This is a genomic window from uncultured Cetobacterium sp., from assembly GCF_945952365.1.
Lineage (GTDB): Bacteria > Fusobacteriota > Fusobacteriia > Fusobacteriales > Fusobacteriaceae > Cetobacterium_A.
In genome coordinates, this window is record NZ_CAMFHX010000006.1 from 1 (window position 1) to 23,555 (window position 23,555).

Here is a 23,555-nt window from a genome sequence, read left to right on the forward strand (position 1 = left end):
CAAATTTTTGCTTAAGGTAAGAGGGAAGCTGTCTTAAATTGTTAACCCATTATAATAGTCCCTAAAGGTGATCTATTATTTAAAAAAATAGCGATTCTAATTATTGGAATATTAATATTTAGTTATGGTTGTTATGTCTATATATCAACTGGGTTAGGTTGTGGTCCAAGAGATGGATTGATGGTGGTTTTAACAAAAAAATCAAAATATCCACTGTGGAAAATTAAAACTTGCATAGAGGTAGTTGTTCTTTCAATAGGATATTTCTTAGGTGGAACAGTAGGAGTAGGAACGATAATATCCTCGATTTGTGTGGGACCATTGATACAATATTTCTTTAAGATGAATAATCAAGATATAAAGCTTTTAGAACATAGAAGTGTTATTAGAGAGTTTCAATTCTTAAAGAGGAAAGTTTTAAAATAAAAAAGGTTTGAGTTATCGAAAGATAATTCAAACCTTTTTTTTGTTTTTATGTCTGTTTCTTTATCCAATCTAAAATATCTTGATAAACCTCTTTTTTGTTTAATTCATTCAGAATTTCATGCCTACAATTTTTATAAAGTTTTAGAGATATATTTTTAAAACTAAGTGAGTTATAAAAACTGTAAAGTGATTTCACACCTTTTCCATATAATCCTATAGGGTCGCTATCACCAGATATGATTAAAATAGGAGTTTTTCTATTTACAAAATCAAAAGATTTTCTTTCGTATAATTGGGATAAAAAATCTAAAAAATTATAGTAAAACTTTGGGGTGTAACTAAATCCACAGCACGGATCATTTAAAAAATCTTGAACTACTTTTTTATCGCGGCTAAGCCATGAAGAACTATTTTTAGAAGATTCATTTATTTTTGAGTTAGCTCCAAGAAAAATGATATCATTAAAAATTTTTCTTGGATTTTTTGTAAGTAATGAGATCGATTTAAAAATGAATTTTCCTAAAAATGTAATCCCTTTTCTTTCAAAACAACTTCCCATGAAGATATAGGCGAATTTCTCTTTTGAATAAACCTTCATATGTTTTTGTGCTATAAAGGATCCCATGCTATGGCCCAAAATAAAAGTGGGTAGATTAGGATAAAGAGTTTTAATCTGTTCACTAATATTTACTTGATCAAAGGCCAAGGTGTCGAAAGATCCTGTAAACAATCCAAGAGAATTATTTTTTAAAGCTTTCTCACCATGGCCTCTATGATCAGATAAAATGACAATAAATCTATTTGCATTTAAAAATTCAGCAAATTCCAAGTATCTTTTAGAGTGCTCGCTCATTCCGTGAATTATTTGTACAACTCCGAGAGCAGAATTTTTATTATTATAGATTATTTGAATTTTAATCACTTCCTTTTTTTCAAAATTTTATTTGAAAAGTGAATATAAGTAAGTTGCGTAAACTGTTAAGAACAGTAAACCATGAATTCTATTTAGTCTATATTTTCTTAAAACAAAAAGTAATAATAAAAGCGAAGCAACTATGTTTAGAGTTAAATCGATAATAGCTCCAGAGCTGATATCAATAGGTGATATTACAGCAGAAACTCCTAAAATAAGGAATGTATTAAAGATGTTTGACCCCACAACATTTCCGATAGCAATATCTGTATTTTTTTTGAATGCAGCTATTACAGAAGTAGCTAACTCGGGAAGAGAAGTCCCTAATGAAACAACTGTTATTGAGATTACCCTTTCTGAGATTCCGAAATTTCTAGCTAAGTCTACGGCTGAATCAACAATAAATTTCCCACCGAAAACTAAAAGAACAAATCCAAGAATTGTAACAATAATAGAAATCGGTAAAGTGTAATTTTTTACTTCTAGTTCACTTTCCTCTTTATTTGTAACTGTTAAGTAAGTATTGTATAAAAGGAATAGAATGAAACATCCTAATAAGATGAAACCGTCAGCCTTACTTAAAACTCCATTCTTAGATAAAACATAAGTTAAAACAGCTGCAAAAAGAGCGATTGGAATCTCATATTTGACAGTGTTTCTAGCAACTGTAAGTGGATATATCAGAGCTGTAACTCCTAAAATAACAAGAACATTGATGATGTTACTTCCGATAACGTTCCCCAGTGTAATCGCTGATTTTCCATTTAAAGCAGAGATAACATTTACAACTAGCTCTGGTGCAGAAGTACCAAAGGCTACGATAGTCAAACCGATAACAATATTTGGAATGTTAAATCTTTTAGCAATCACAGAAGCACCATCGACTAAGAAGTTAGCTCCGAAAACTAAAAATGTAACACCCACAAGCAGAATAAATAATGATAACATGAACCCTCCTAAATTATACTAAGCTTTTAATCCATTTATACGAAGTTACACGAGGATATGACATAGCACATTTAACGATTTCTTCTAAACAGATTATAAAGTATAGTGTCGTTATAGATAATCCAGGGATAAAGTATATTGCAGCAAAAGCTAGTGGAATTCCAATAAACCAGATTCCAATCATCTCTACAGCGATTGCGTAAACAACATCTCCTCCACCTCTTAAAGTACCTATTACTTGTATAATAGCATAAAATCTTGCAGGAATAAAGAAAGCCATAGTTTTTAATACTACATTTACATTTCTAGCTGTTTCTGGAGTTATTTTGAAAATTCCAACAATAGATGGAGATATAAAGTAGAAAACAAAACCGATAACAATACCAAGTAAAACTCCAAATTGAGAGATTTTTCTAGAAATATCATAAGCTTCTTGTTTTTCGCCAGCTCCAATTTTATTTCCAATAAGTATTGCTGAGGCTGCACCGATACCGATACCGAAAATATTAAACATATTATTTATCGTGATAGCTATCTGCATAGTCGCAGTTGCATTTACTCCAAGTTGTGCATATGCTATAGAGAAAGTTGAAATCCCTAAAATCCACATAATATCGTTGAAGATAACAGGTGAAGCTATTTTGAAAAACTCTTTGAATTTTTCAACCGAAAGATTTCTGTAACTATTGAATTTTGTAGCAATAACATTGTCAAACTTATAGATAGCAAACAAAATAAACAGTAACTCCATAGTTCTAGAGATTGTAGTTCCGAGAGCTGCACCAGTAACTCCAAGTTTTGGTGCTCCAAATTTTCCAAATATAAATAGATAATTTAAAATTCCATTGAATACAATACCGACAATACTTCCATACATAGGTAGTTTTGTTTGTGCTGTACTTCTAAGAGCCATAGAGAAAGCTAAAGTTATAGATGAAAGAACATAACTTATAGCAACAGTTCTAAGATAGCTAACTCCAAGTTGTGTAACTGTTGGATCCTTTAGAAATATGTGTATTATTTTTTCTGGGAATAAAACAGCTATACTTGCAAAAAATATTGAAACAACTACAGATATAAGAAGAGATAAATCTAAAAATTCATGTATTTTCTTAACATCTTTTTTACCCCAAAGTTGTGACATAAAGATAGATGCACCCATTCCGATACCAGCAACTGAGTAGAAGAAAATCATATAAAATTGATTTGATAAACCAACAGCAGCTATTTCGCTTTCTCCAAGCTTTCCAACCATAATATTATCTAATAGGTTTAGAGAAGCTGTGATTAAACTTTGTAAAATGATGGGAATGGCTAAAGCCATTAACATTTTGATAAAACTTTTTTCGAACTTAAATTTTTGAATCATAAAAACACTCCTTTGTAAATTAAAGAGCAGATGGGTTATAAGCTGCCCATCTGCTCTTTTTATTTTAATTATTATTTTTTCTTTTTTACTTTAGTTTTAACTTTTTTCTTTGGTTTTTTTACACTTCTCTCATCTTTGTATTCAATATAAGATTTGATATGTTTATATTTCTCTATTAAAAGAGGGTTTTTAGCTACCGAGAATCCAAATTGTCCAATAGGTTTTTTAGACATTGGGAAGTATTCTCCGTGGCAGTAATTTATTAGGTTAGCCCATTCGAAATGTATCTTACCTTTTTCATCAATTATATTTTTATTGATATGAGATCCGACAACTTCTGCTAAGAATAGATCATGAGTTCCTAAAGGTATAATTTGCTTTACCTTACATTCAATATTTATAGGGAAATCCTCTATATAAGGTGAACTTACATGATGTCCTGGCTTTGAAGTTAAACCAAGGTGCTTTATTTTATCGATATCTCTTCCAGAGATAACACCGCAGTAATCAGTTTCTCTAACTTGGAAAGTGTTTGGAAGATTAACTGTAAACTCCATACTCTCTTTTATATATTCGTATGACAATCTTTCAGGTCTAATTGAGATTGAAAGCATAGGTGGATTTGTACAAATAGTACCAGTCCATGCAACTGTAAAAGCGTTTTCTTTACCATCTTTGTTTTTAGATGTAATAACTACAGCTGGAACAGGATTTAAAACTACACTTCCTTTAAATAGTTCTTTAGTCATTTTATTCCTCTTTCTTTAAATATTTTATTTTATCTTTTTATTATACAGTAATAATTATTCGCTGTCTAGTTTCTAGAAGTAAAAAAAAGCTTGTAAAATTAAAAGAAACGTTATATTAATATAGAATACTAAAAATAAAAAATGAGGTGATAAAAATGAAAAGATTAAGATGTGATGTTAGCTTTGGAGATAGTTTATTGTTTTTACTTGGATGGACGTTATTGGTTGTAATAACATTTGGATTAGCTTCGCCGTTCTTTTTATTCTCACTTATAAAGTTTATGATAAATAGAACTGTTGTAGTGGAAGAGTAGTTGTAGATGATAAAAGGAGTGAATGATATGAAAAAAGTATTGATGATATCGATATTTTCGATGTTAGTTTTATCGGGGTGCTCAAACGTGGGTTCTAATACGATAGGATCAACAACAGTTGGAGCGGGAGCAGGGGCATTATTGGGTCAGGCGATTGGTGGAGACAGTAAAGCTACTCTTTTAGGAGCTGGAATTGGAGCAGCAGCAGGAGCATTGGTAGGCTCAGTTCAAGATCAGACTCAAACAATAAAAGATGTAAATCAACAGCCAAATTATCAATATCAACCACAGTATACTCAGCCTCAATATAATAATCAGTATAACAACCAGCAGTCAACAAAGCCGTATTATAGTCAACCTTACTAAAAAAACCTCCAACTGGAGGTTTTTTTATATTATCTTAGGTTTTTTTGCATTGTTATAGATTTAAATGTATTTTTTTCAGTTTTATTTTTAAACATTAAATTTTAAAAATGATTGACTTGTACATTATCATTATGTATAATTATGATAAATATGTATAATATTAATGGTTCAAGAAGTTGATTAAAAGGAAAGATGAGTGAAAATCTCACACGGTCCCGCCACTGTAAGGAGGACGAAATTAGACTAAGCCACTGTAATTTTATGGGAAGGCCTAAGAGTAGGATGAATCTGAGTCAGGATATCTGCCATCAATATTTAAAAAATATAAAATCTGCGGTGAACAGATTTGTATTTAGATTTGTTTACATTCAATTCTAATTATAAAATTCTATTCATTTTCAAATATTTATATTTTCATAAAACTTCAATTAAAGTTAGGAGAAAGATATATGAAACATAAGAATATAATGGTTGTTGGGACATCTTCAGGAGCAGGGAAGAGTATAACAGTAACAGGCTTATGTAGAGCATTTTTTAAAGATGGACACACTGTTCTACCTTTTAAATCTCAAAATATGGCATTAAATTCGTATATAACAAAAGATGGGCATGAGATGGGAAGAGCTCAGGCAGTTCAAGCAGTAGCTTGTGAAGTAGAAGCTCACTATAGCATGAACCCAATTTTACTAAAACCTACAGGTGATAGAAGAATTCAGGTTATTGTAAATGGAAAATCTATTGGAAATATGGGTGGCTTAGAGTATGGAAGTTATAAAGCAGAGTTAAAAAAAGATATAATGCATGCTTACAATCATATAAAAAATAACAGTCAAATTGCTGTTGTTGAGGGAGCTGGAAGTCCTGTTGAATTGAATATAAAGCAGGATGATATAGTTAATATGGGGTTAGCAGAGATGATAGATGCACCTGTTATTTTAGTTGCAGATATTGATAGAGGTGGAGTATTTGCTTCAATCTACGGAACAATTTGCTTGATGGAGCCAGAAGAGAGAGCTAGAGTAAAAGGTGTGATTATAAATAAATTTAGGGGAAATGTTGATATATTAAAACCAGGTTTGAGTAAGATTGAAGAGCTTACAGGGGTTCCGATTTTAGGAGTTATGCCATACTTTGAACTAGACATAGAGGATGAGGATGGTGTCACAGAGAAATTTAACAAAATAAAAAATAAAAAAGGTGAGATAAATATTTCAGTTATAAAATTGAAACATATATCAAACTTTACAGATATAGATGCTCTTTCAATAAATGAGGATGTAAATATAAATTATGTTACGTCAGCTCATGAATTAGGAGATGAAGATTTAATAGTAATTCCAGGTTCGAAAAATACAATAGATGATTTGAAAGATATAAAAGAGAAAGGAATAGCTCAAGAGATTATAAAACTTTCTAGAAAAGGCGTTCCTATTATTGGAATATGTGGTGGCTTTCAAATTTTAGGAGAAAAAGTTTTGGATCCATATGGGATAGAGGGAGATATAAAAGAGCTACCTGGATTGGGTCTCTTAGATATAGAAACTGTTATGGAGAAGGAGAAGCTAACAACTCAATACTCTGGAGTATTAAAAGATAGTGGTGGCTTATTAGAGAATCTAGGAGATATTGCAATAAAAGGATATGAGATTCATCAAGGTGTTACTTCCGGAAAAGAGATTTCATGCACAGAGGATGATAGATTGGTTGCAACAGTAAAAGAAAATATTTTTGGAACATATCTACATGGAATTTTTGATAATACAGAGTTTTCTGATTTTATCTTAAATAAAATTAGAGAGAAAAAAGGTCTTCAAAGAAAAGAATCTGAAATAGATTTTGAGCAGTATAGGCTTCGTGAGTTAGATAAATTAGAGAAAATATTCAGAGAAAATGTGGATATGAAAGCTATCTATAAAATTTTGGAGGGTGAGCTATGAGCTTTCTATTAAAATTTTGGATAGCATATCTGTTAGATTTGATATTTGGAGATCCATATTGGTTTCCACATCCAGTTAGATTGATTGGTGGATATATAAATCTGTTGGAAAAAAATATTTATAAATTTAAAAACAAAAAATTCTGGGGAGCTTTTTTAGCTTTAGTTGTGATAGGAACTACTGCAGTAATCTCTTACTATATAGCTAAAACATCACAATATTTAGAGGTATTTTTCCTTTATACGACTTTAGCAACAAAAAGTTTAGGAGCAGAGGGAATAAAAGTTTATAAAATTTTGAAAAGTGGAGATTTAGAAAAAGCTCAAAAAGAGTTATCATATCTTGTAAGCAGAGATACAGGAGAGATGGATGAAGTACAAGTTGTAAGAAGTACTATGGAAACTATAGCTGAAAACTCAGTCGATGGGATAATAGCACCGATGTTCTATGCTTTTTTAGGAAGTTTAATAGTGATTGATGGAATCTCTTTAGCACTGCCTTTAGCTATGGGCTATAAAGCTGTAAATACTTTAGATTCAATGGTTGGTTATAAAAATGAAAAGTATATCGATTTTGGAATGGTATCTGCAAAAATAGATGACCTATTTAATCTTATACCAGCTAGGTTATCTGGTATTTTAATTATTCCAATAGCAACTTTTATTTTAGGAATGGGAATAAAAAAACCTTTGAAAATATTTTTTAGAGATAGAAAAAATCATTCGAGTCCAAATTCTGGTCATCCAGAAGCTGCTTTTGCAGGAGCTATTGGGGTTCAATTTGGTGGAAAAACAAGATATTTTGGAAAAGTTTACGAGAAGCCAACAATTGGAGATAAGTTAAAAGAGTTTGAGAAAGAGGATATAAAAAAGTGTTATAAAATTATGTTTATGACATCTTTGGTAGGGGTAACTTTATTTAGTGGTTTAATTTATTTAGTATAAGAGGAAGTGAGAGTATGGATTTACATGGTGGGAATATTTATAAATTGAAAAGAGAAAATGGAGTAGAGCTATTAGATTATAGTTCGAATATAAATCCCTTAGGAGTTCCAGAAAGTTTTAAAAAAGCTGTTATAGAAAATTTTGAAACTTTAGAGAAATATCCAGATATAGATTATGTAGAGTTGAGGCAATCTATAGCAGATTATAATGGTTGTTCAATAGAAAATGTAGTTGTAGGAAATGGAGCGACAGAGGTTCTATTTTTATATATGAAGGCTGTAAAAGCTAAAAAGGTACTTATAATAGCTCCTACATTTGCTGAGTATGAAAGAGCGGCAAAAGCAGCAGGAAGAGATGTTAAATTTTTTCCACTGAGTAAAGATTTCTCACTGAATGAAAATCTATTGATGGATTTTATAACGGATGAAGATATAGTTGTAATGTGTAATCCAAATAATCCAACAGGAAAATTCCAAGATTTGGAAAAAATAGAGAGAATAGCTGATTTTTTAGAAAATAGAAACAAAAAATTATTTATAGATGAGGCTTTTATAGAGTTTGTGGATGGTTGGAAAGAAAAAACTGCATTTTTATTGAAGCATAAAAATATTTTTATTTTAAGAGCACTCACTAAATTTTTTGCTCTTCCTGGAGTAAGATTAGGTTATGGTTTAACTTTTGATGAAGTTATTTTGAATGAAATAAGAGATATAAGAGAGCCTTGGAGTGTAAATGGTGTTGCAGAGATTGCAGGGAAAACTATGTTACTGGACAATTTATATATTCATGAGACAGAGGCTTGGATAAAAAAAGAAAAGATTCAATTTTATGAAGAGTTAAAATCTTTAAAAGGAATTGAGGTTACACCGACAGAAACAAATTTTATTTTAATTAAGTTATTAAATGATGATGCTAAAAGTTTTAGAAAAAAAATGATAGAGAATGGTGTGCTTGTTCGTGATGCGTCTAACTTTATGTTTTTAGATGAAAGTTACATTAGACTTGCCATAAAAGATAGAAAGAAAAATGAGCAAGTACTAAAAGCTTTGAAGAAGGTGTTGCCAGAATGAAAGGATTCGTTTTAGCTGGAACAAGAAGTGGAATAGGAAAGACAACGGTTTCGATGGCTCTTATGTCAGCCTTTTCAGATGTTTCTCCTTTTAAAGTTGGTCCTGATTATATTGACCCAAGCTTTCATAAGTTCATAACTGGAAATAGTAGTTACAATTTAGACCTTTTTCTAATGGGAGAAGAGGGAGTAAAATATAGTTTTCTAAAACATAGAAAAGAAATCTCTATTGTTGAGGGTGTGATGGGGCTTTATGATGGACTTGGAAACTCTTTAGATAACTATAGTACTGCACATCTTTCGAGAGTTTTAAATCTTCCAGTTATTTTAGTGGTTGATGCAGTAGGAAAAAGTACTAGTATCGCAGCAGAGGTGCTGGGATATAAAATGCTAGATACAAGAGTAAGAATTGCTGGAGTTATGATAAATAGAGTTAGCAGTGAAAAGTTGTATTTTATGTTGAAAGAAGCAATTGAAAGTTATACGGATATTCCTTGTATAGGTTATTTGAAAAAAGATGAAAGATTAGGAATTAGTAGCAGGCATTTAGGATTACTTCAAGCTGATGAGATTAAAGACTTAAATGAGAAAAAAGAGTTATTAAAATCTGAAATAAAAAAAACTGTAGATTTTGAAAAGTTGGAAAAACTTATTGAAGTAGAAACTGATTTTGAATTTGAAGATATTTTTAAAAAATTTGAAAATAGATTCTCAGGAATAAAAATTGGAGTAGCAAAGGACAAAGCATTTTCATTTTATTATGAAGATAATCTAGAACTTCTGAAAAGAATGGGAGCTGAGCTTGTAGATTTTTCACCGATAGAGGATGAAAAAATTCCAAAAGTTGATCTTTTATATTTTGGTGGAGGATATCCAGAAAATTATTTAGAAAAATTATCATCTAACGAATCGTTTAGAACCTCTTTGAAAGAGGTTCATGAAAATGGAGGTTATATCTACGGAGAGTGCGGTGGATTTATGTATCTGAGTAAAGGAATAAAAACTTTGGATGAAAAGTTTTATCCGTTAGCTGGATTGATAGATTGTAGCACGAAGATGACTGGTAGATTATTCATAAGTCGATTTGGATATGTGGATGTTGAATATAAAGATTTGAAAGGTAAAGCTCATGAGTTTCATTACTCGACAATTGATGAAGTTGGAGAGGATGAAAGAGCATTTAAGTTAAAAAAGTTAGATGGAAGAGAGTGGTTATGTGGGTATAGAAATAAAAATTTAATCGCAGGGTATCCTCATCTACACTTTTTTAAAAATTTAGAGATACTAATTGAAATTTTAGAAGGAGCAAAAAAATGTCATATATAAAAAAACCACAAGATATAGAGATTAGAAGTTTTGAGATAATAGAAGAGGAGTTAGGAAAAAAAGCTAATGAGTTTTCAGCCCAACATTTACCAGTTGTAAAAAGGGTTATTCATACAACAGCAGATTTTGAATATGCTGATTTGATAGAGTTTTCTGAAGATGCTGTGGAATCATGTTTGAGAGCTTTGGAAAAAGGTGGAAAAATATATTGTGATACGAATATGATAGTAAATGGACTTAGCAAAATTACATTGGATAAATTTAATTACTCTGCGTATTCATTGGTATCTGATAAAGATGTTGCAGTAGAGGCTAAAGAGAGAGGCGTTACAAGATCGATTGTAGGAATAGAGCATGCAGCAAAAGATTCAAATACAAATATATATCTAATTGGAAATGCACCGACAGCACTATTTAGACTAAAAGAGTTAATAGATTCTGGAGAGGTTGAAAAGCCGGCACTGATTGTAGGAGTTCCAGTAGGATTTGTAGGAGCAGCTGAATCAAAGGAGATTTTACCTGGAAGTGGAATTCCTTATATAATTGTAAAAGGAAGAAAGGGAGGAAGCCCAGTAGCAGTATCAATTCTTCATGGTATTTTATATCAGTTACATAAGAGAGAAGGATTTTAATGAGTAAAGAGTTAAAATCGGGATATACAACAGGGACATGCGCTACAGTCGCAGCCTTAGTAGCTTTGGATTTACTTTTAAAAAAAGAACTTGAAGACAGTTGTATACTTACAACTTTGAATGGAACAACTATAGAGGTTCCTATAAAATCTAAAAAAAGATTGGGAAGTTGGGCAAGAGGTGTTGTTATAAAAGATGCTGGAGATGACCCAGATGTAACAAACGGTATAGAGATTTGTGCTAAAGTAAAAATTATAGATGAGTTACCAGATATTAAAAAAGCTCATAGATTTAATAATATACTTTTAGTTGGTGGAAGAGGCGTAGGTGTTGTCACTAAGAAAGGTTTAAAAGTTGAACCGGGTAAGTCAGCAATAAATCCAGGTCCTCAAGAGATGATAGTAAAAGCATTAACTGAACTTTTGGAAAAATATGGGATGAATCATACAAAACTACTTGTATATATATATGTTCCGAAAGGCCGTGAAAAAGCTTTAAAAACTTTTAATGGAAAGTTAGGGATTTTAGGTGGAATATCTATTTTGGGTTCAACAGGGATTGTAAAGCCGATGAGTGAAGAAGCTCTACAAAATTCGATGTTTGCAGAGCTGAAAGTTTTGAAAGAAAATAGTGATAGAGATTGGGTGCTATTTTTATTTGGAAACCATGGAAAACAGTTTTGTATAGATAATAATATAGATATTGAGCAGAGTGTTGTAACAAGTAACTTTATTGGGTTTATGATAGATAGTGCTGTAAAGTTAGGTTTTAAAAAGATTATGCTAATAGGGCACATAGGAAAAGCTATAAAAGTAGCTGGAGGAATATTTAATACCCATAGTAGAGTCGCAGATGCACGACTAGAGATAATAGCAGCAAATGCTGTCTTAATAGATGAACCTAGAGAAAACATACTAAAAGTTTTAGAATCGAATACAGCTGAAGAGGCGTGTGAGTATATCTCTAAAAAATCCGAGTTATTTAATCTTGTTGGTAATAAGGTTGCTAAAAGATCTTCGGAATTTTCTAGAGATACTATAGAGTTTGAAGCTGTATTGTTTAATTATAAAGGTGATATTTTAGGTTCGAGTGACGGATTTTATAAGATGGTAGAGGAGTTAAGAGGTGAATAAAAAATTATCAGTTTTAGGTCTTGGGCCAGGGAATCTGGATTACTTAACAAGAGCTGGATTTAAGGTGATTACAGATTCAGAGATAGTTATTGGTGGTGAGAGACAGCTAGAAGAGATAGGCGAACTTTTAACAAATCAAGAGAGATATGTTATGAAAAAGTTGGATTCTATGAAAAAATTTGTTTCTGAAAATTTAAATAAAAATATAGTTTTTATAGTTTCGGGAGATACAGGTTACTATAGTTTACTTACATATTTGAAAAAAAGTTTTCCAACAGAGAGCTTTAATGTAATTCCAGGAATATCATCATTTCAATATCTTTTTTCAAAGTTGGAGATGACTTGGGAACACTACGAACTTTCTAGTGTTCATGGAAGAGAAAACGACTATATCAAAACATTAATTGAAAGCAAAGCTGGAGTTGTACTATTGACAGATGAGAGTAATAATCCAATAGAGATAAGTAAAAATCTAGTTCAAAATGGAATTGATAATATTGAAGTGATAGTCGGAGAGAGACTATCATATTTAGATGAAAAAATAAGCAGATTTTTAGTAGAAGACTATGAAAAAAATATAAGAAAATATGAGATGAATGTAACAATTTTAAGAAAGGTATGATGAGTATGGGACATATTTACGACAAAGAGTTTATTCAAAGAGAGTTACCTATGACAAAGCAAGAGATTAGAGCAATCTCTGTGGCAAAGTTACAATTACAAGATAATTCTATTTTAATAGATGTTGGAGCTGGAACAGGAACAATAGGGATAGAAGCAGCAACGTATTTAAGAAATGGCAAAGTTTTCGCAATTGAAAAAGAGGAAAAGGGAATTGAAACTCTGAAAGAGAATATTCAAAAGTTCAGATTAGATAATATAGAAGTTTTAGTGGGAAGAGCTCCTGAAGTGATTCCAAATATTGAATACGATAGAATGTTTATTGGTGGTTCAACAGGCTCAATGAAGAGTATATTAGAGCATTTTTTAAAGTATTCTAAAAGTGATGCAAGAATAGTTATAAACGCAATAACTTTAGAAACTTTAGCGGATGCTACAAAACTATTAAAAGAGTTAAATTTTAAAAATATAGAGGTTGTAAATGTTGTTGTATCTAGAGGGAAAAATATAGGGCCTTACACAATGATGTACGGTGAAAATCCAATATATATAATAACAGCAAATAAGGAGGAAACAGAGTAATGTCAACAGCAAGATTTTATGGAATTGGAGTAGGAGTAGGAGATCCTGAGATGATAACTTTAAAAGCTATAAAAGCGTTTAAAGAGTTGGATGTAGTGGTTTTACCTGAAGCTAAAAAAGCAGAGGGAAGTACAGCTTACGAGATAGCTAAAGAATATCTAAAGGAATCGGCAGAAACTATGTTTGTTGAGTTTCCTATGCTAAAAAGTGTAGAAGCAAGAAAAGAGTTTAGAAAAAAGAATGCGGATATGATTTTAGAGCATTTAAAAGCTGGTAAAAAGGTTGGGTTTTTAACAATTGGAGATCCGATGACATATAGTACATATGTTTATATTCTAGAGTATTTAGATGGAGAGATTCCTGTAGAAACAATCCCGGGAATATCATCATTCTCAGATATGTCTTCAAGATTTAATTTACCATTAGTTATGGGAGAGGAATCGTTAAAGGTAATTTCTTTAAACTGTGACACAGATGTGATTCATGAGATTAATTCAGCAGATAATATTGTATTTATGAAAGTTTCAAGAAATTTTGATAAATTAAGAGCTGGATTAGAGGCTACAGGAAATTTAGAAAATGTAATTATGGTTTCAAATTGTGGAAAAGAAACTCAAGCTATAAATTTTGATTTAACAAAATTAGAGGAAGCGGATATTCCTTATTTCACAACATTAATACTTAAAAAGGGCGGTATCAATCAATGGAAAAAGTTTATTTCATAGGAGCGGGACCAGGGGATCCTGAGTTAATAACAGTAAAAGGTCAAAGATTAGTAAAGGAAGCAGATGTAATTATATATGCTGGGTCATTAGTACCAAGACAAGTTATAGAGTGCCATAAAGAGGGAGCTGAAATTCATAACTCTGCTTCAATGACTCTAGAAGATGTTATAGATGTTACAGTGAAAGCTGTAAAGGCTGGAAAAAAAGTTGCGAGAGTTCATACAGGGGATCCTGCAATTTTTGGAGCACATAGAGAGCAGATGGATATGTTAGATGAGCATGGAATAGAGTATGAAGTTATTCCAGGAGTAAGTTCGTTTTTAGCTTCTGCAGCAGCGGTGAAAAAAGAGTTTACACTACCAAGTATTTCTCAAACAGTAATATGTACAAGATTAGAGGGAAGAACTCCAGTTCCTGAAAAAGAGAGTTTAGAGTCTTTAGCATCACATAGAGCATCGATGGCTATATTCTTATCTGTTCATATGATAGGCGATGTAGTAAAAAGATTAGCAGTACATTATCCAATGACGACTCCTATAGCTGTAGTTCAAAGGGCAACTTGGGAGGATCAAAAGGTTGTAATGGGAACTTTAGAAACGATAGAAGAAAAAGTAAAAGAAGCCAATATAACTAAGACAGCTCAAATTTTAGTTGGAGATTTCTTAGGAGATAAATATGAAAAGTCTCTTCTTTATGATAAACATTTTACACATGAGTTTAGAAAAGGGATAGAGAAGTAATGAAAATAGCTATTTGGACTGTGACAAGAGGAGCGGTTAGATCAGCTTTAAAAATAAAAGAAAAAAATTCATCAGCAGATGTGTATTCGTTGAAAAAATTTCAGTCAGAAGAAACTTTACAGATGGATAATTTTACAGAAACTTTAAACACTAATTTTAAAAAATATGATGTGCATATTTTTATAATGGCTACAGGAATAGTTGTAAGAAAAATAGCGAATTTGTTAGAGACAAAAGATGTTGATCCAGCTGTCTTGGTCATAGATGAGGGAATGAGATTTGTAATATCACTACTATCAGGACATCTTGGAGGAGCAAATGATTTTGCAGAAGTTTTAAAAGGGCAATTAGGATTAGTGCCTATTATAACAACAAGTTCAGATGTTACTGGAAAAATAGCTGTGGATACTCTTTCACAAAAATTAAATTCAGATTTGGAATCTTTAGAAGCAGCTAAAAAAGTTACTGCACTTATTGTGGATGGAAAAAATGTTGAGTTACAACTGCCTAAAAACATATGTCCAGAGAATCCAGAAGGAGTTGTAATAGTTTCAAACAGAGAGAAAATAGAAACTGTGCAGATTTATCCTAGGAATTTAGTGATTGGATTGGGTTGTAGAAGAGGTATATTAAAAGAGCAAGTGTATGAATTTTTAATAGAAACTTTAAAAAAACATAATCTTTCATATAAAAGCATAAAGCATTTTGCTACAGTTGATTTAAAAGCAGATGAAGCTGGATTGATTGAACTAGCAAAAGAGTTAGGTAAAGATTTGAAAATAATCAGTAGAGATGAGATATTGAAAGTAGAAAATATGTTCGAAGGCTCAGATTTTGTAAAAAAAGAGATTGGTGTCAGAGCTGTATCTGAGCCTTGTGCATATCTATCTTCTAGTAAAGATGGAAAATTTATAGAGATGAAAGCAAAAAAAGATGGAATGACAATTTCTATTTATGAGGAGAGATTTATATATGAAAAAAGGTAAGATATATGTAGTTGGAATTGGTCCGGGGAACATGGAAGATATAACAATAAGAGCTTACAGAACTCTTAAAGAGGTAGATGTAATAGCTGGATATATCACATATGTGGATTTAGTAAGAGATGAGTTCTCTGATAAAGAGTTCTATGTATCTGGAATGAAAAAAGAGGTTGCTAGATGCGAGGGAGTTTTAGAGATAGCTAAATCTGGAAAAGATGTTGCTCTTATAAGTAGTGGAGATGCTGGAATTTATGGAATGGCTGGAATAATGATTGAGGTTGCTCAAAAAGAGGGGTTCGAAGTTGAAATAGTTCCAGGAGTAACATCTTCAGTAGCTGGAGCAGCGATAGTTGGAGCACCACTTATGCATGACCATGCAACAATAAGTTTAAGTGACCTTTTAACTGATTGGGATGTAATTACAAAAAGAGTAGATGCAGCTGCATCAGGTGATTTTATAATCTCTCTTTACAATCCTAAAAGTAAGGGAAGAACTACTCAGATAGTTGAAGCAAGAGAGATTATGTTAAGACACAAAAAGCCAGAAACACCAGTAGCTTTATTAAGACATGTTGGAAGAGAAGATGAAAACTACACACTGACAAATCTAGGAGATTTTTTAAATCACGAAATAGATATGTTTACTGTTGTAATAATAGGAAATTCAAAGACATATGTATCTAATGGTAGAATGATAACACCAAGAGGATACCATATATGATTTGGGTTATAGGTGGAACAAAGGACTCTAGAGATTTTATAGAGTCCTTTCCTTTTAAAGAAAAGTTAGTAGTTACGACAGCAACAGAGTATGGTGGAAAACTTTTAGAAGGTGTTAGAGATATAAAGGTATTTTGCAAAAGAATGGATTCTATAGAGATGGGAAGATTTATAGATGAGAATACGATAGATAAAATAGTTGATTTATCTCATCCTTATGCTGAGGAGGTATCTAGAAATGCTATCTCTATTTCAGAGGAGAAAAAAATAGATTATATAAGGTTTGAAAGAGAAAATTTAGTTTCAGAAGAAGGGGTTATAGAGTTTTCAGAGATTGAAAGCATGATGAGATATTTAGAAGATCTTTCGGGAAAAATTTTAGTGACATTAGGAAGTAATAATCTACATAGATTTGAAAATTTAAAAAATAAAAGCGAAATTTATTTTAGAATTCTTCCGAAGTGGGAGATGATAAAAAAAGCTGAAGACTTTGGAATACTTCCCAAGAATATAATTGCTATGCAAGGACCATTTTCTAAAGAATTAAATCTTGCAATGATGAGGGGGCTTAATATAGAATATATGGTAAGTAAAAAAGGTGGAGATACAGGTGGAGAAAGAGAAAAAATAGAGAGTGCAAAAGAGATTGGGGTGAAATCTATTCTTTTATCTAGACCAAATGTTGATTATCCAGTCGTTTTTTCTGATATAAATGATCTTATACAATATATTATATAAATAGAAAAGGGGGAGTTTTTATGGTGTTTGTAGGAATATTTGGAGTAAAGAGTTCAGAGGAAAAATTGAGAGATGTTGATTTTGAGTGTACAGGGTGCTTGTCGGATAAGATGGAGTTGTTTGCTTTTAGAAAGGTATTTGAGTTCTTTTTTTTACCGGTGCTTACTCTTAGAAAAAGTCATGTAATAGCTTGTAGCTCTTGTAAAAGTAGCTATAAACTAAAAGAGGACAAAATGGAAGAGATACTTCTTAAAGGTAAAGTTAAGTATGAGGATGTAGAAAAAATAGTGAAAGAGTATTAAAAAAATATTAAATGATAGTTTACTAAACATTTAAAATAAGAATGAGAATTATATATTATGTATATAATTCTATCATTTAATATTTATATAATGAGATTGACATTTTAGATGAAAAACTGTATATTTAGATTATATGAAATATGTGGAGGCAGATTTAAAATGGATAAAAAAATTGTATATATTGTGCTAGGATTATTGTTAGCAATTAATATATATGCAAAAGGTTTGAAAAAAGATAACGGCTATTATTCAACTTTGGAAAATTCTGTGATTAGTAAAACAACAGAGATATTTAACTACGGAAATCAGATATCAACTGTAAAAGCTATTAGTGAGAAAAATCTTACGGATGTAAGTGAGCAAAATGTAAATTTTGTTATAAATAAAATGAGATAAACTTTTTTTGATGATGTGGAATAGATGAAAAAGGAGGCTGAGTAGACATGGCCTCCTTTTTCTATGGTTTTAATTTTTTAATTCTTTTAAAGCTTTAATAAATTTTGTGACTTCTGTTTCTAGAGTGGCCCAAGAAGTAACTAATCTGATAGCTGAGTTATTTTCATCAACTTTTGTCCATCTATAGAAAGAGTAATCTTGTTCAAGTTTTTCAATAATTTTATTTGGAAGGATTGGAAATAGTTGATTAGTAGGAGAATTAATTAAGAAATTAAATCCTAACTCTTTGATTCCATTATGTAAAACCTCTGCCATTATATTTGCGTGAGTAGAAACTTCAAGATAAAGATCATTTTTGAAGAGTTCAGAGAATTGAATTCCAAGGGCTCTTCCTTTAGCTAAAAGTCCACCTTTTTGTTTTATATTAAATCTAAAATTACTTTTTAATAGATTGTTTGAGATGATTAATGCTTCTCCAAATAAGGCTCCATGTTTTGTTCCACCAATATAGAATGAATCTAAAAGAGTAGCAAAATCTAAAAGAGTTAGATCATTCTCTTTAGCAACTAGAGCTGATCCCAATCTAGCTCCATCCATATAAAACAGTAAATCATTTTCTTTACAGAATTGACTTAGTTCTTCTAATTCATTTTTTTGATAAATAGTACCAATTTCTGTAGGGTTTGAAATATAAACCAGTTTAGGTTTAACAGCATGTTCACTAGAGTGAGCTTCAATAACAGGTTTGATATCTTCAACTCTTAATTTACCATCATTTACATTTACGGCAATAACTTTATGTCCAGTTGCTTCAATTGCACCAGTTTCATTTACAAAAATATGTCCAGTATTAGCAGAGATAACGGCTTCATAAGGTCTTAAAAAAGCGGATATAGCAATCAAATTTGTTTGTGTTCCACCAACAAGAAGGTGAATATCAATATCCTCCTTATTAATTTTATTTTTTAAAATACAGATAGCTTCGTTAGTGAACTCATCTTCACCATATCCAGCTTGTTGAATTAAATTTGTTTCAACTAAGGTTTTTAATATATTAGGATGAACTCCTTCACTATAATCATTTTTAAAGCTGTACATAAAATCCTCCTATTAAATTTATTTATTGAATCTATTTTAAAGATAAAAGGATTAAATGTCAAAGTTTTTCTATCTGTCGGGTTTATAGTTTATAGGTGAACTTCTAAATAGATAATTTTTTTTACGTGCTTCAATCTCTATACCTAATAATTCTTGAGCAATATGAGTCATATTTCTTAAAGCTTCTGGTTCTAAAACATCTTCAATTTCAATTCCCTCTTTTTTCTTTAAATCAACATAGTTATCCCACAGATGTTTTTTGATATTTTCAAGTTCTGCTGGTTTTCTTAAAAGAGTTAGCATCTCTAATTTGATTTTATCATACAGCTCAGATGATGGTTCTGTATCTGATTTTAAAATATCTCTGATTTCATCTCTTATAGCAGTTCCTTCCTCTTCGTGTAGTTCATAAAGAACATATTTAATTTTATCCCAAATATCTTTTAAAATCTCTTTAGAATTAACTTCTTGTTCTTTTATCCAAACAAAAGCGACTAATCTTCTTTTCCAATCCCACCATCTGATTGGACTTTGTAAATCAATAGAGCTAATTAAAAAAACATCTCTTTGTAAAAGAAGGGCTCCAAAAACCCCAGGAGGATTTCCAAGACGTTGATTTTTTAAAGTGGTTCTTTTAACACCACAAGAAGGGCTTCCTTCCATATAGATATATGCATCTATTTTTGCTCGCTCAAGAGTCTCAAGACAAGCTAGAGCACCTTGCTTTATCATATCATTTTTAATTTTTCCCTCTTTATCTTTAACATTAGCGTTACCTTCCCAGAAATCAAAACCATTTCCACCAGAAAGTTTAATAGTTAATCTAGGAACACCCATACCACTCATAACTTCTGGACAAACAGGTGTCCAAATAAATTGTCCACGATCTCTACCTAAATATTGAGTTAAATCTATCCCTTTTCCATTATATCTAAATTTTGCTCCAAATTGACAAGCTGCAATTCCTAAATTTAATTTTCTTTTTAAAAGATTTTCCATAAATTTCCCTCCGTATAAATTTGACAAATGTCTATGTAAAGATTATACTCAAATTAAAAGTGAATCCTTTAATGGTTCATCTTCAAAACTTACATTTTAAATAAAAAAATAAGGTCGTGCATTGCACGACCTTAGATTTTTTTAACAAACTCAGACTTTAATTTCATAGCTCCAATACCGTCGATTCTACAATCGATATTGTGATCTCCTTCAACTAATCTGATATTTTTTACTTTAGTTCCAATTTTAACAACTGATGAACTTCCTTTGATTTTTAAATCTTTAATAACAGAAACTGTATCTCCATCAACTAAAAGAGTTCCGTTAGCATCCTTTACTATAAGAGAGTCATCTGAATCTTCAGTAGCAGCCTCTGCTGACCACTCGTAAGCACACTCTGGGCAAACAAATAGGTTTCCATCCTCGTAAGTGTATTCTGAATTACACTTTGGGCAATTAGGTAAATTAGTCATAATATTTTCTCCATTCTATATAATAATATTTATATTATAAAACAAAATTAATAAAAATTCAAGAAAACAAAATTTTAGCTAAAGAATTATATTAGCTTTTATATAAAGGGAACTTATTACAAAGGGTCTTAACCTCATTTTTAACTTCAGTTAAAATACCATCATCCTCAATATTTTTTAATGTTTTAACAATTAGATTACCGACTATTTTCATCTCTTCCACTCCCATTCCTCTAGAAGTTAAAGCTGGAGTACCAATTCTTATACCACTTGTAATAAATGGACTTTTAGTGTCATAAGGGATTCCATTTTTATTTACAGTTATATGAACTTTTTCAAGTGCTTTTTCAGCATCTTTTCCTGTTATATTAAGAGTTGTTAAATCTACTAAAATAAGGTGATTATCAGTTCCACCGCTTACAACTCTAACTCCATTTTCTATAAGAGTTGCCGCAAGAGTTGAAGCATTTTTTATAACATTTTCTCCATAAGCTTTGAATTCAGGAGATAAAGCTTCTTTAAAAGCTACAGCTTTTCCAGCAATAACATGAACTAAGGGGCCGCCTTGAATTCCAGGGAAAATTATTTTATCAATTCTTTTTGCAATCTCTTCATCGTTTGTCAAAATAAGTCCACCTCTAGGACCTCTAAGAGTTTTATGTGTAGTACTTGTAGTAATATGTGCATATTCTATAGGTGATGGATGAAGTCCAACTGCAACTAAACCAGCAATATGTGCCATATCGACAACTAAGAAAGCTCCGATTTCGTCAGCAATCTCTCTAAATTTTTTAAAATCTATAGTTCTTGGGTAAGCACTTGCTCCAGCTATAATAAGTTTAGGTTTATGCTCTAAAGCAAGAGTTCTTATTTCGTTATAATCTATTCTTTCATCATCTTTTTTTACACTGTACGAGATAACATTGTAGTCACTTCCTGAAAAGTTAACATTTTTTCCATGAGTAAGATGACCACCGTGATCAAGTCTCATACCAAGAATGGTATCTCCTAAATCTATTAGAGCTCTATAAGCAGCCATATTTGCTCCAGATCCAGAGTGAGGCTGAACATTAGCAAATTTAGCTACGAAAAGTTCTTTTGCTCTTTCTATTGCAAGAGCTTCTACAACATCAACAAATTCACACCCTCCATAGTAACGCTTTGCAGGATATCCCTCTGCATATTTATTAGTTAAAACTGATCCAACAGCTTCCATAACACTTTTTGAAACAAAATTTTCTGAGGCGATAAGTTCTAAACCATATTCTTGTCTATGTAACTCATTTTCAATAGCATTGTAAATCTCAATATCTTTATCTTTTAAAAAATCTAACATAATGAATCCTCCTCATAAGTTTAGTATAAAATGATTATATACTAAAAAAGGAGAATATTCTAGTACATAATTATATAAAAAGAAAAAAGTTTGACTTTGTATTTAAATATGTTAAAATTATTTCGTGAAATATTTATTTAATACTTATATAAATTTGGGATATGGCCAAAAGTTTCTACACCAAACCGTAAATTTGGTACTATGAGTAAAAGTGTATTGGGATTATTTAACCCAGTGAGCTTTTGCTTACTGGGATTTTTTTATTGCGGAGGATTAAGAATGAAAAGTTATTTAAAAGGTGCTTTATTATTAGGAAGTTTATTTATTGTAGGGTGTAGTTCTTTAGTTGAAAAAAAAGAATCAGCTAATATAATTATAAAAAATGGAACTGTTTTAACAATGAATGAAAAAAGAGATATTATTGAAAATGGGGTTATTGTTATAAAAAACAATAAAATAATATCAGTAGGAACTGAGGATCTATTAAAAAAATATAGTGCAAATAAAGTTATAGATGCAGAGGATGGAATTGTAATGCCAGGGATGATAAATACTCATACGCATGCGTCGATGACAGTATTTAGATCATTAGCGGATGATGTTCCTGACAGATTAAATAGATATATATTCCCTTTAGAAAATAAAATGGTAAGTCCAGAAATGGTTTATTTAGGAGCAAGACACGGAGCTACAGAGATGGCTTTAGGTGGAGTAACAACTATGGTTGATATGTATCTATTTGAAGATGATGCAGCAAGAGCAGTGAAAGAAGTTGGATTAAGAGGAATTATGACTCAAAATATAATTAAATATCCAACAGCTGATGGTCAGAAAAAAGGAGAAACTTTAGAAAGAGCAATAGCTTTTGTTGAGAAATATAAAAATGATGAATTAATAACTCCAGGTTTTGGGCCACATGGACCACATACAGTTACTAAAGAGGAACTTTTAAAAATAAAAGAGTTATCAGAAAAGTATAATGTACCAGTATCGATGCACGTTGCAGAAACAGATGTAGAGTTTGATAGAATAAAGAAAGATTTTAAAATGACACCAGTAGAATATTTAGATTCATTAGGGTTATTAAATGAAAGATTTATTGCAGCTCATAATATTTTCGTAACTGATAGTGATATTGAATTAATGAAAAAAAGAGATATAGGAATCGCTCACAATATGGTTGCTAATATAAAATCTGCTAAAGGGATATCACCAGCTTTAAAAATGCATGATATGGGAATGAGAGTAGGATTAGGAACAGATGGACCTATGAGTGGAAATACTTTAGATATAATAGGACAAATGGGATATGTAGCTAAATTACACAAGTTAGATACAAAAGATAGATCAGCATTACCACCTAAAAAAGCTGTGGAGATGGCAACGATTGGTGGTGCAAGAGCAATTCATAGAGAGAATGAATTAGGAAGTTTAGAAATTGGAAAGTTAGCAGACGTAGTTGTAATAGAAACAAAATCTGTAAATATGAATCCAATATTTGATCCATACTCAGCTTTAGTTTATTCAGCTAACGCAAGTAATGTAGATACAGTTATCGTAAATGGTAAGGTAATTGTAGAAGATAAGAAAATAAAAACAGTGGATTTAGAAAAAAATTCAAAAGAATTAAACAATTTTAAAGGAAAAGTTCAAAAAATAGCAGAAACTCTATAAAATTAGTAAAATTTATGATATAATATATCCCTGCTTAAAAAA

Annotated in this window: 27 protein-coding genes and 2 riboswitches; of the genes, 19 read left to right on the top strand and 8 right to left on the bottom strand. The window is 31.1% G+C overall.

The window, feature by feature from the left end:
- The first annotated feature begins 180 nt into the window (after nucleotides 1-180).
- Complete coding sequence (locus tag Q0O83_RS02965) at nucleotides 181-426, top strand: hypothetical protein (RefSeq protein ID WP_294094049.1); 246 nt, start codon at nucleotides 181-183, stop codon at nucleotides 424-426.
- A gap of 46 nt (nucleotides 427-472) precedes the next feature.
- Here the strand turns inward: Q0O83_RS02965 and Q0O83_RS02970 are convergent, their stop codons facing one another.
- From Q0O83_RS02970 to Q0O83_RS02985, 4 genes are all read right to left on the bottom strand, one after another.
- Complete coding sequence (locus tag Q0O83_RS02970; protein WP_294094050.1) at nucleotides 473-1,348, bottom strand: alpha/beta hydrolase; 876 nt, start codon at nucleotides 1,346-1,348, stop codon at nucleotides 473-475.
- Nucleotides 1,349-1,366: 18 nt separating this feature from the next.
- Nucleotides 1,367-2,287 carry a calcium/sodium antiporter gene (locus tag Q0O83_RS02975; protein WP_294094052.1) on the bottom strand — a complete coding sequence of 307 codons (921 nt, stop codon included), beginning with the start codon at nucleotides 2,285-2,287 and terminating at the stop codon, nucleotides 1,367-1,369.
- 13 nt (nucleotides 2,288-2,300) lie between these two features.
- Nucleotides 2,301-3,656, bottom strand: a complete 1,356-nt coding sequence (locus tag Q0O83_RS02980; RefSeq protein WP_294094053.1) for an MATE family efflux transporter — start codon at nucleotides 3,654-3,656, stop codon at nucleotides 2,301-2,303.
- Between the two features lie 71 nt (nucleotides 3,657-3,727).
- On the bottom strand, nucleotides 3,728-4,405 hold the full coding sequence (locus Q0O83_RS02985; protein ID WP_294094055.1) for a flavin reductase family protein: 678 nt from the start codon (nucleotides 4,403-4,405) through the stop codon (nucleotides 3,728-3,730).
- Nucleotides 4,406-4,560: 155 nt separating this feature from the next.
- Here Q0O83_RS02985 and Q0O83_RS02990 point away from each other — a divergent pair, with 155 nt between their 5' ends.
- The 17 genes from Q0O83_RS02990 to Q0O83_RS03070 all read left to right on the top strand — a co-directional run bounded on the left by Q0O83_RS02990 (nucleotide 4,561) and on the right by Q0O83_RS03070 (nucleotide 17,933).
- Nucleotides 4,561-4,719 (top strand): DUF6693 family protein, encoded by a 159-nt coding sequence (locus Q0O83_RS02990; RefSeq protein WP_294094057.1) that lies wholly within the window; start codon nucleotides 4,561-4,563, stop codon nucleotides 4,717-4,719.
- Between the two features lie 27 nt (nucleotides 4,720-4,746).
- On the top strand, nucleotides 4,747-5,085 hold the full coding sequence (locus tag Q0O83_RS02995) for a YMGG-like glycine zipper-containing protein (protein ID WP_294094058.1): 339 nt from the start codon (nucleotides 4,747-4,749) through the stop codon (nucleotides 5,083-5,085).
- Between the two features lie 147 nt (nucleotides 5,086-5,232).
- Nucleotides 5,233-5,410, top strand: a riboswitch (cobalamin riboswitch).
- A gap of 124 nt (nucleotides 5,411-5,534) precedes the next feature.
- Nucleotides 5,535-7,022 (top strand): cobyric acid synthase, encoded by a 1,488-nt coding sequence (locus tag Q0O83_RS03000; protein ID WP_294094059.1) that lies wholly within the window; start codon nucleotides 5,535-5,537, stop codon nucleotides 7,020-7,022.
- Complete coding sequence (gene cbiB, locus Q0O83_RS03005) at nucleotides 7,019-7,966, top strand: adenosylcobinamide-phosphate synthase CbiB (RefSeq protein WP_294094061.1); 948 nt, start codon at nucleotides 7,019-7,021, stop codon at nucleotides 7,964-7,966. Before Q0O83_RS03000 ends, cbiB begins: the two co-directional genes overlap by 4 nt.
- A 14-nt stretch (nucleotides 7,967-7,980) precedes the next feature.
- On the top strand, nucleotides 7,981-9,036 hold the full coding sequence (gene cobD, locus Q0O83_RS03010) for a threonine-phosphate decarboxylase CobD (protein ID WP_294094062.1): 1,056 nt from the start codon (nucleotides 7,981-7,983) through the stop codon (nucleotides 9,034-9,036).
- Nucleotides 9,033-10,361: a cobyrinate a,c-diamide synthase gene (locus Q0O83_RS03015; RefSeq protein WP_294094063.1), complete on the top strand. Its 1,329-nt coding sequence runs from the start codon at nucleotides 9,033-9,035 to the stop codon at nucleotides 10,359-10,361. The genes cobD and Q0O83_RS03015 overlap by 4 nt, the downstream gene beginning before the upstream one ends.
- Nucleotides 10,349-10,993, top strand: coding sequence for a precorrin-8X methylmutase (locus Q0O83_RS03020; protein WP_294094065.1), 645 nt, complete (start codon nucleotides 10,349-10,351; stop codon nucleotides 10,991-10,993). The genes Q0O83_RS03015 and Q0O83_RS03020 overlap by 13 nt, the downstream gene beginning before the upstream one ends.
- Nucleotides 10,993-12,126, top strand: a complete 1,134-nt coding sequence (cbiD, locus tag Q0O83_RS03025; RefSeq protein ID WP_294094067.1) for a cobalt-precorrin-5B (C(1))-methyltransferase CbiD — start codon at nucleotides 10,993-10,995, stop codon at nucleotides 12,124-12,126. The genes Q0O83_RS03020 and cbiD overlap by 1 nt, the downstream gene beginning before the upstream one ends.
- Entirely contained in the window at nucleotides 12,119-12,748 is a 630-nt protein-coding gene (gene cbiE, locus Q0O83_RS03030) for a precorrin-6y C5,15-methyltransferase (decarboxylating) subunit CbiE (protein WP_294094069.1), read from the top strand. Before cbiD ends, cbiE begins: the two co-directional genes overlap by 8 nt.
- Nucleotides 12,749-12,753: 5 nt before the next feature.
- On the top strand, nucleotides 12,754-13,329 hold the full coding sequence (gene cbiT, locus Q0O83_RS03035; RefSeq protein WP_294094070.1) for a precorrin-6Y C5,15-methyltransferase (decarboxylating) subunit CbiT: 576 nt from the start codon (nucleotides 12,754-12,756) through the stop codon (nucleotides 13,327-13,329).
- Nucleotides 13,329-14,054, top strand: a complete 726-nt coding sequence (gene cobI, locus Q0O83_RS03040) for a precorrin-2 C(20)-methyltransferase (protein WP_294094072.1) — start codon at nucleotides 13,329-13,331, stop codon at nucleotides 14,052-14,054. Before cbiT ends, cobI begins: the two co-directional genes overlap by 1 nt.
- Nucleotides 14,033-14,794, top strand: coding sequence for a precorrin-4 C(11)-methyltransferase (gene cobM, locus Q0O83_RS03045; protein WP_294094074.1), 762 nt, complete (start codon nucleotides 14,033-14,035; stop codon nucleotides 14,792-14,794). Before cobI ends, cobM begins: the two co-directional genes overlap by 22 nt.
- A complete protein-coding gene (cbiG, locus tag Q0O83_RS03050; RefSeq protein WP_294094075.1) occupies nucleotides 14,794-15,780 on the top strand; it encodes a cobalt-precorrin 5A hydrolase in 987 nt (328 codons plus the stop codon). Before cobM ends, cbiG begins: the two co-directional genes overlap by 1 nt.
- Nucleotides 15,767-16,498 carry a precorrin-3B C(17)-methyltransferase gene (gene cobJ, locus Q0O83_RS03055; RefSeq protein ID WP_294094077.1) on the top strand — a complete coding sequence of 244 codons (732 nt, stop codon included), beginning with the start codon at nucleotides 15,767-15,769 and terminating at the stop codon, nucleotides 16,496-16,498. The genes cbiG and cobJ overlap by 14 nt, the downstream gene beginning before the upstream one ends.
- Entirely contained in the window at nucleotides 16,495-17,235 is a 741-nt protein-coding gene (gene cobK, locus Q0O83_RS03060; protein ID WP_294094079.1) for a precorrin-6A reductase, read from the top strand. The genes cobJ and cobK overlap by 4 nt, the downstream gene beginning before the upstream one ends.
- A gap of 20 nt (nucleotides 17,236-17,255) precedes the next feature.
- On the top strand, nucleotides 17,256-17,537 hold the full coding sequence (locus Q0O83_RS03065) for a zinc-ribbon domain-containing protein (protein WP_294094080.1): 282 nt from the start codon (nucleotides 17,256-17,258) through the stop codon (nucleotides 17,535-17,537).
- A 159-nt stretch (nucleotides 17,538-17,696) separates the two neighbouring features.
- A complete protein-coding gene (locus tag Q0O83_RS03070) occupies nucleotides 17,697-17,933 on the top strand; it encodes a hypothetical protein (RefSeq protein WP_294094082.1) in 237 nt (78 codons plus the stop codon).
- A gap of 69 nt (nucleotides 17,934-18,002) precedes the next feature.
- Here the strand turns inward: Q0O83_RS03070 and Q0O83_RS03075 are convergent, their stop codons facing one another.
- From Q0O83_RS03075 to glyA, 4 genes are all read right to left on the bottom strand, one after another.
- Nucleotides 18,003-19,031: an aminotransferase class I/II-fold pyridoxal phosphate-dependent enzyme gene (locus Q0O83_RS03075; RefSeq protein WP_294094084.1), complete on the bottom strand. Its 1,029-nt coding sequence runs from the start codon at nucleotides 19,029-19,031 to the stop codon at nucleotides 18,003-18,005.
- A gap of 69 nt (nucleotides 19,032-19,100) precedes the next feature.
- Complete coding sequence (locus Q0O83_RS03080; RefSeq protein ID WP_294094085.1) at nucleotides 19,101-20,030, bottom strand: DUF523 domain-containing protein; 930 nt, start codon at nucleotides 20,028-20,030, stop codon at nucleotides 19,101-19,103.
- A gap of 131 nt (nucleotides 20,031-20,161) precedes the next feature.
- Entirely contained in the window at nucleotides 20,162-20,503 is a 342-nt protein-coding gene (locus tag Q0O83_RS03085; protein ID WP_294094087.1) for a zinc ribbon domain-containing protein YjdM, read from the bottom strand.
- A 91-nt stretch (nucleotides 20,504-20,594) separates the two neighbouring features.
- Nucleotides 20,595-21,839, bottom strand: coding sequence for a serine hydroxymethyltransferase (gene glyA / locus Q0O83_RS03090; RefSeq protein WP_294094089.1), 1,245 nt, complete (start codon nucleotides 21,837-21,839; stop codon nucleotides 20,595-20,597).
- Between the two features lie 124 nt (nucleotides 21,840-21,963).
- Nucleotides 21,964-22,061: riboswitch (purine riboswitch) on the top strand.
- A 57-nt stretch (nucleotides 22,062-22,118) separates the two neighbouring features.
- On the opposite strand from glyA, the gene Q0O83_RS03095 reads away from it, so the two are divergent.
- The gene (locus Q0O83_RS03095) at nucleotides 22,119-23,513 is read left to right on the top strand and encodes an amidohydrolase (RefSeq protein ID WP_294094090.1); all 1,395 of its coding nucleotides are present in this window, start codon (nucleotides 22,119-22,121) and stop codon (nucleotides 23,511-23,513) included.
- Nucleotides 23,514-23,555: the final 42 nt, after the last annotated feature.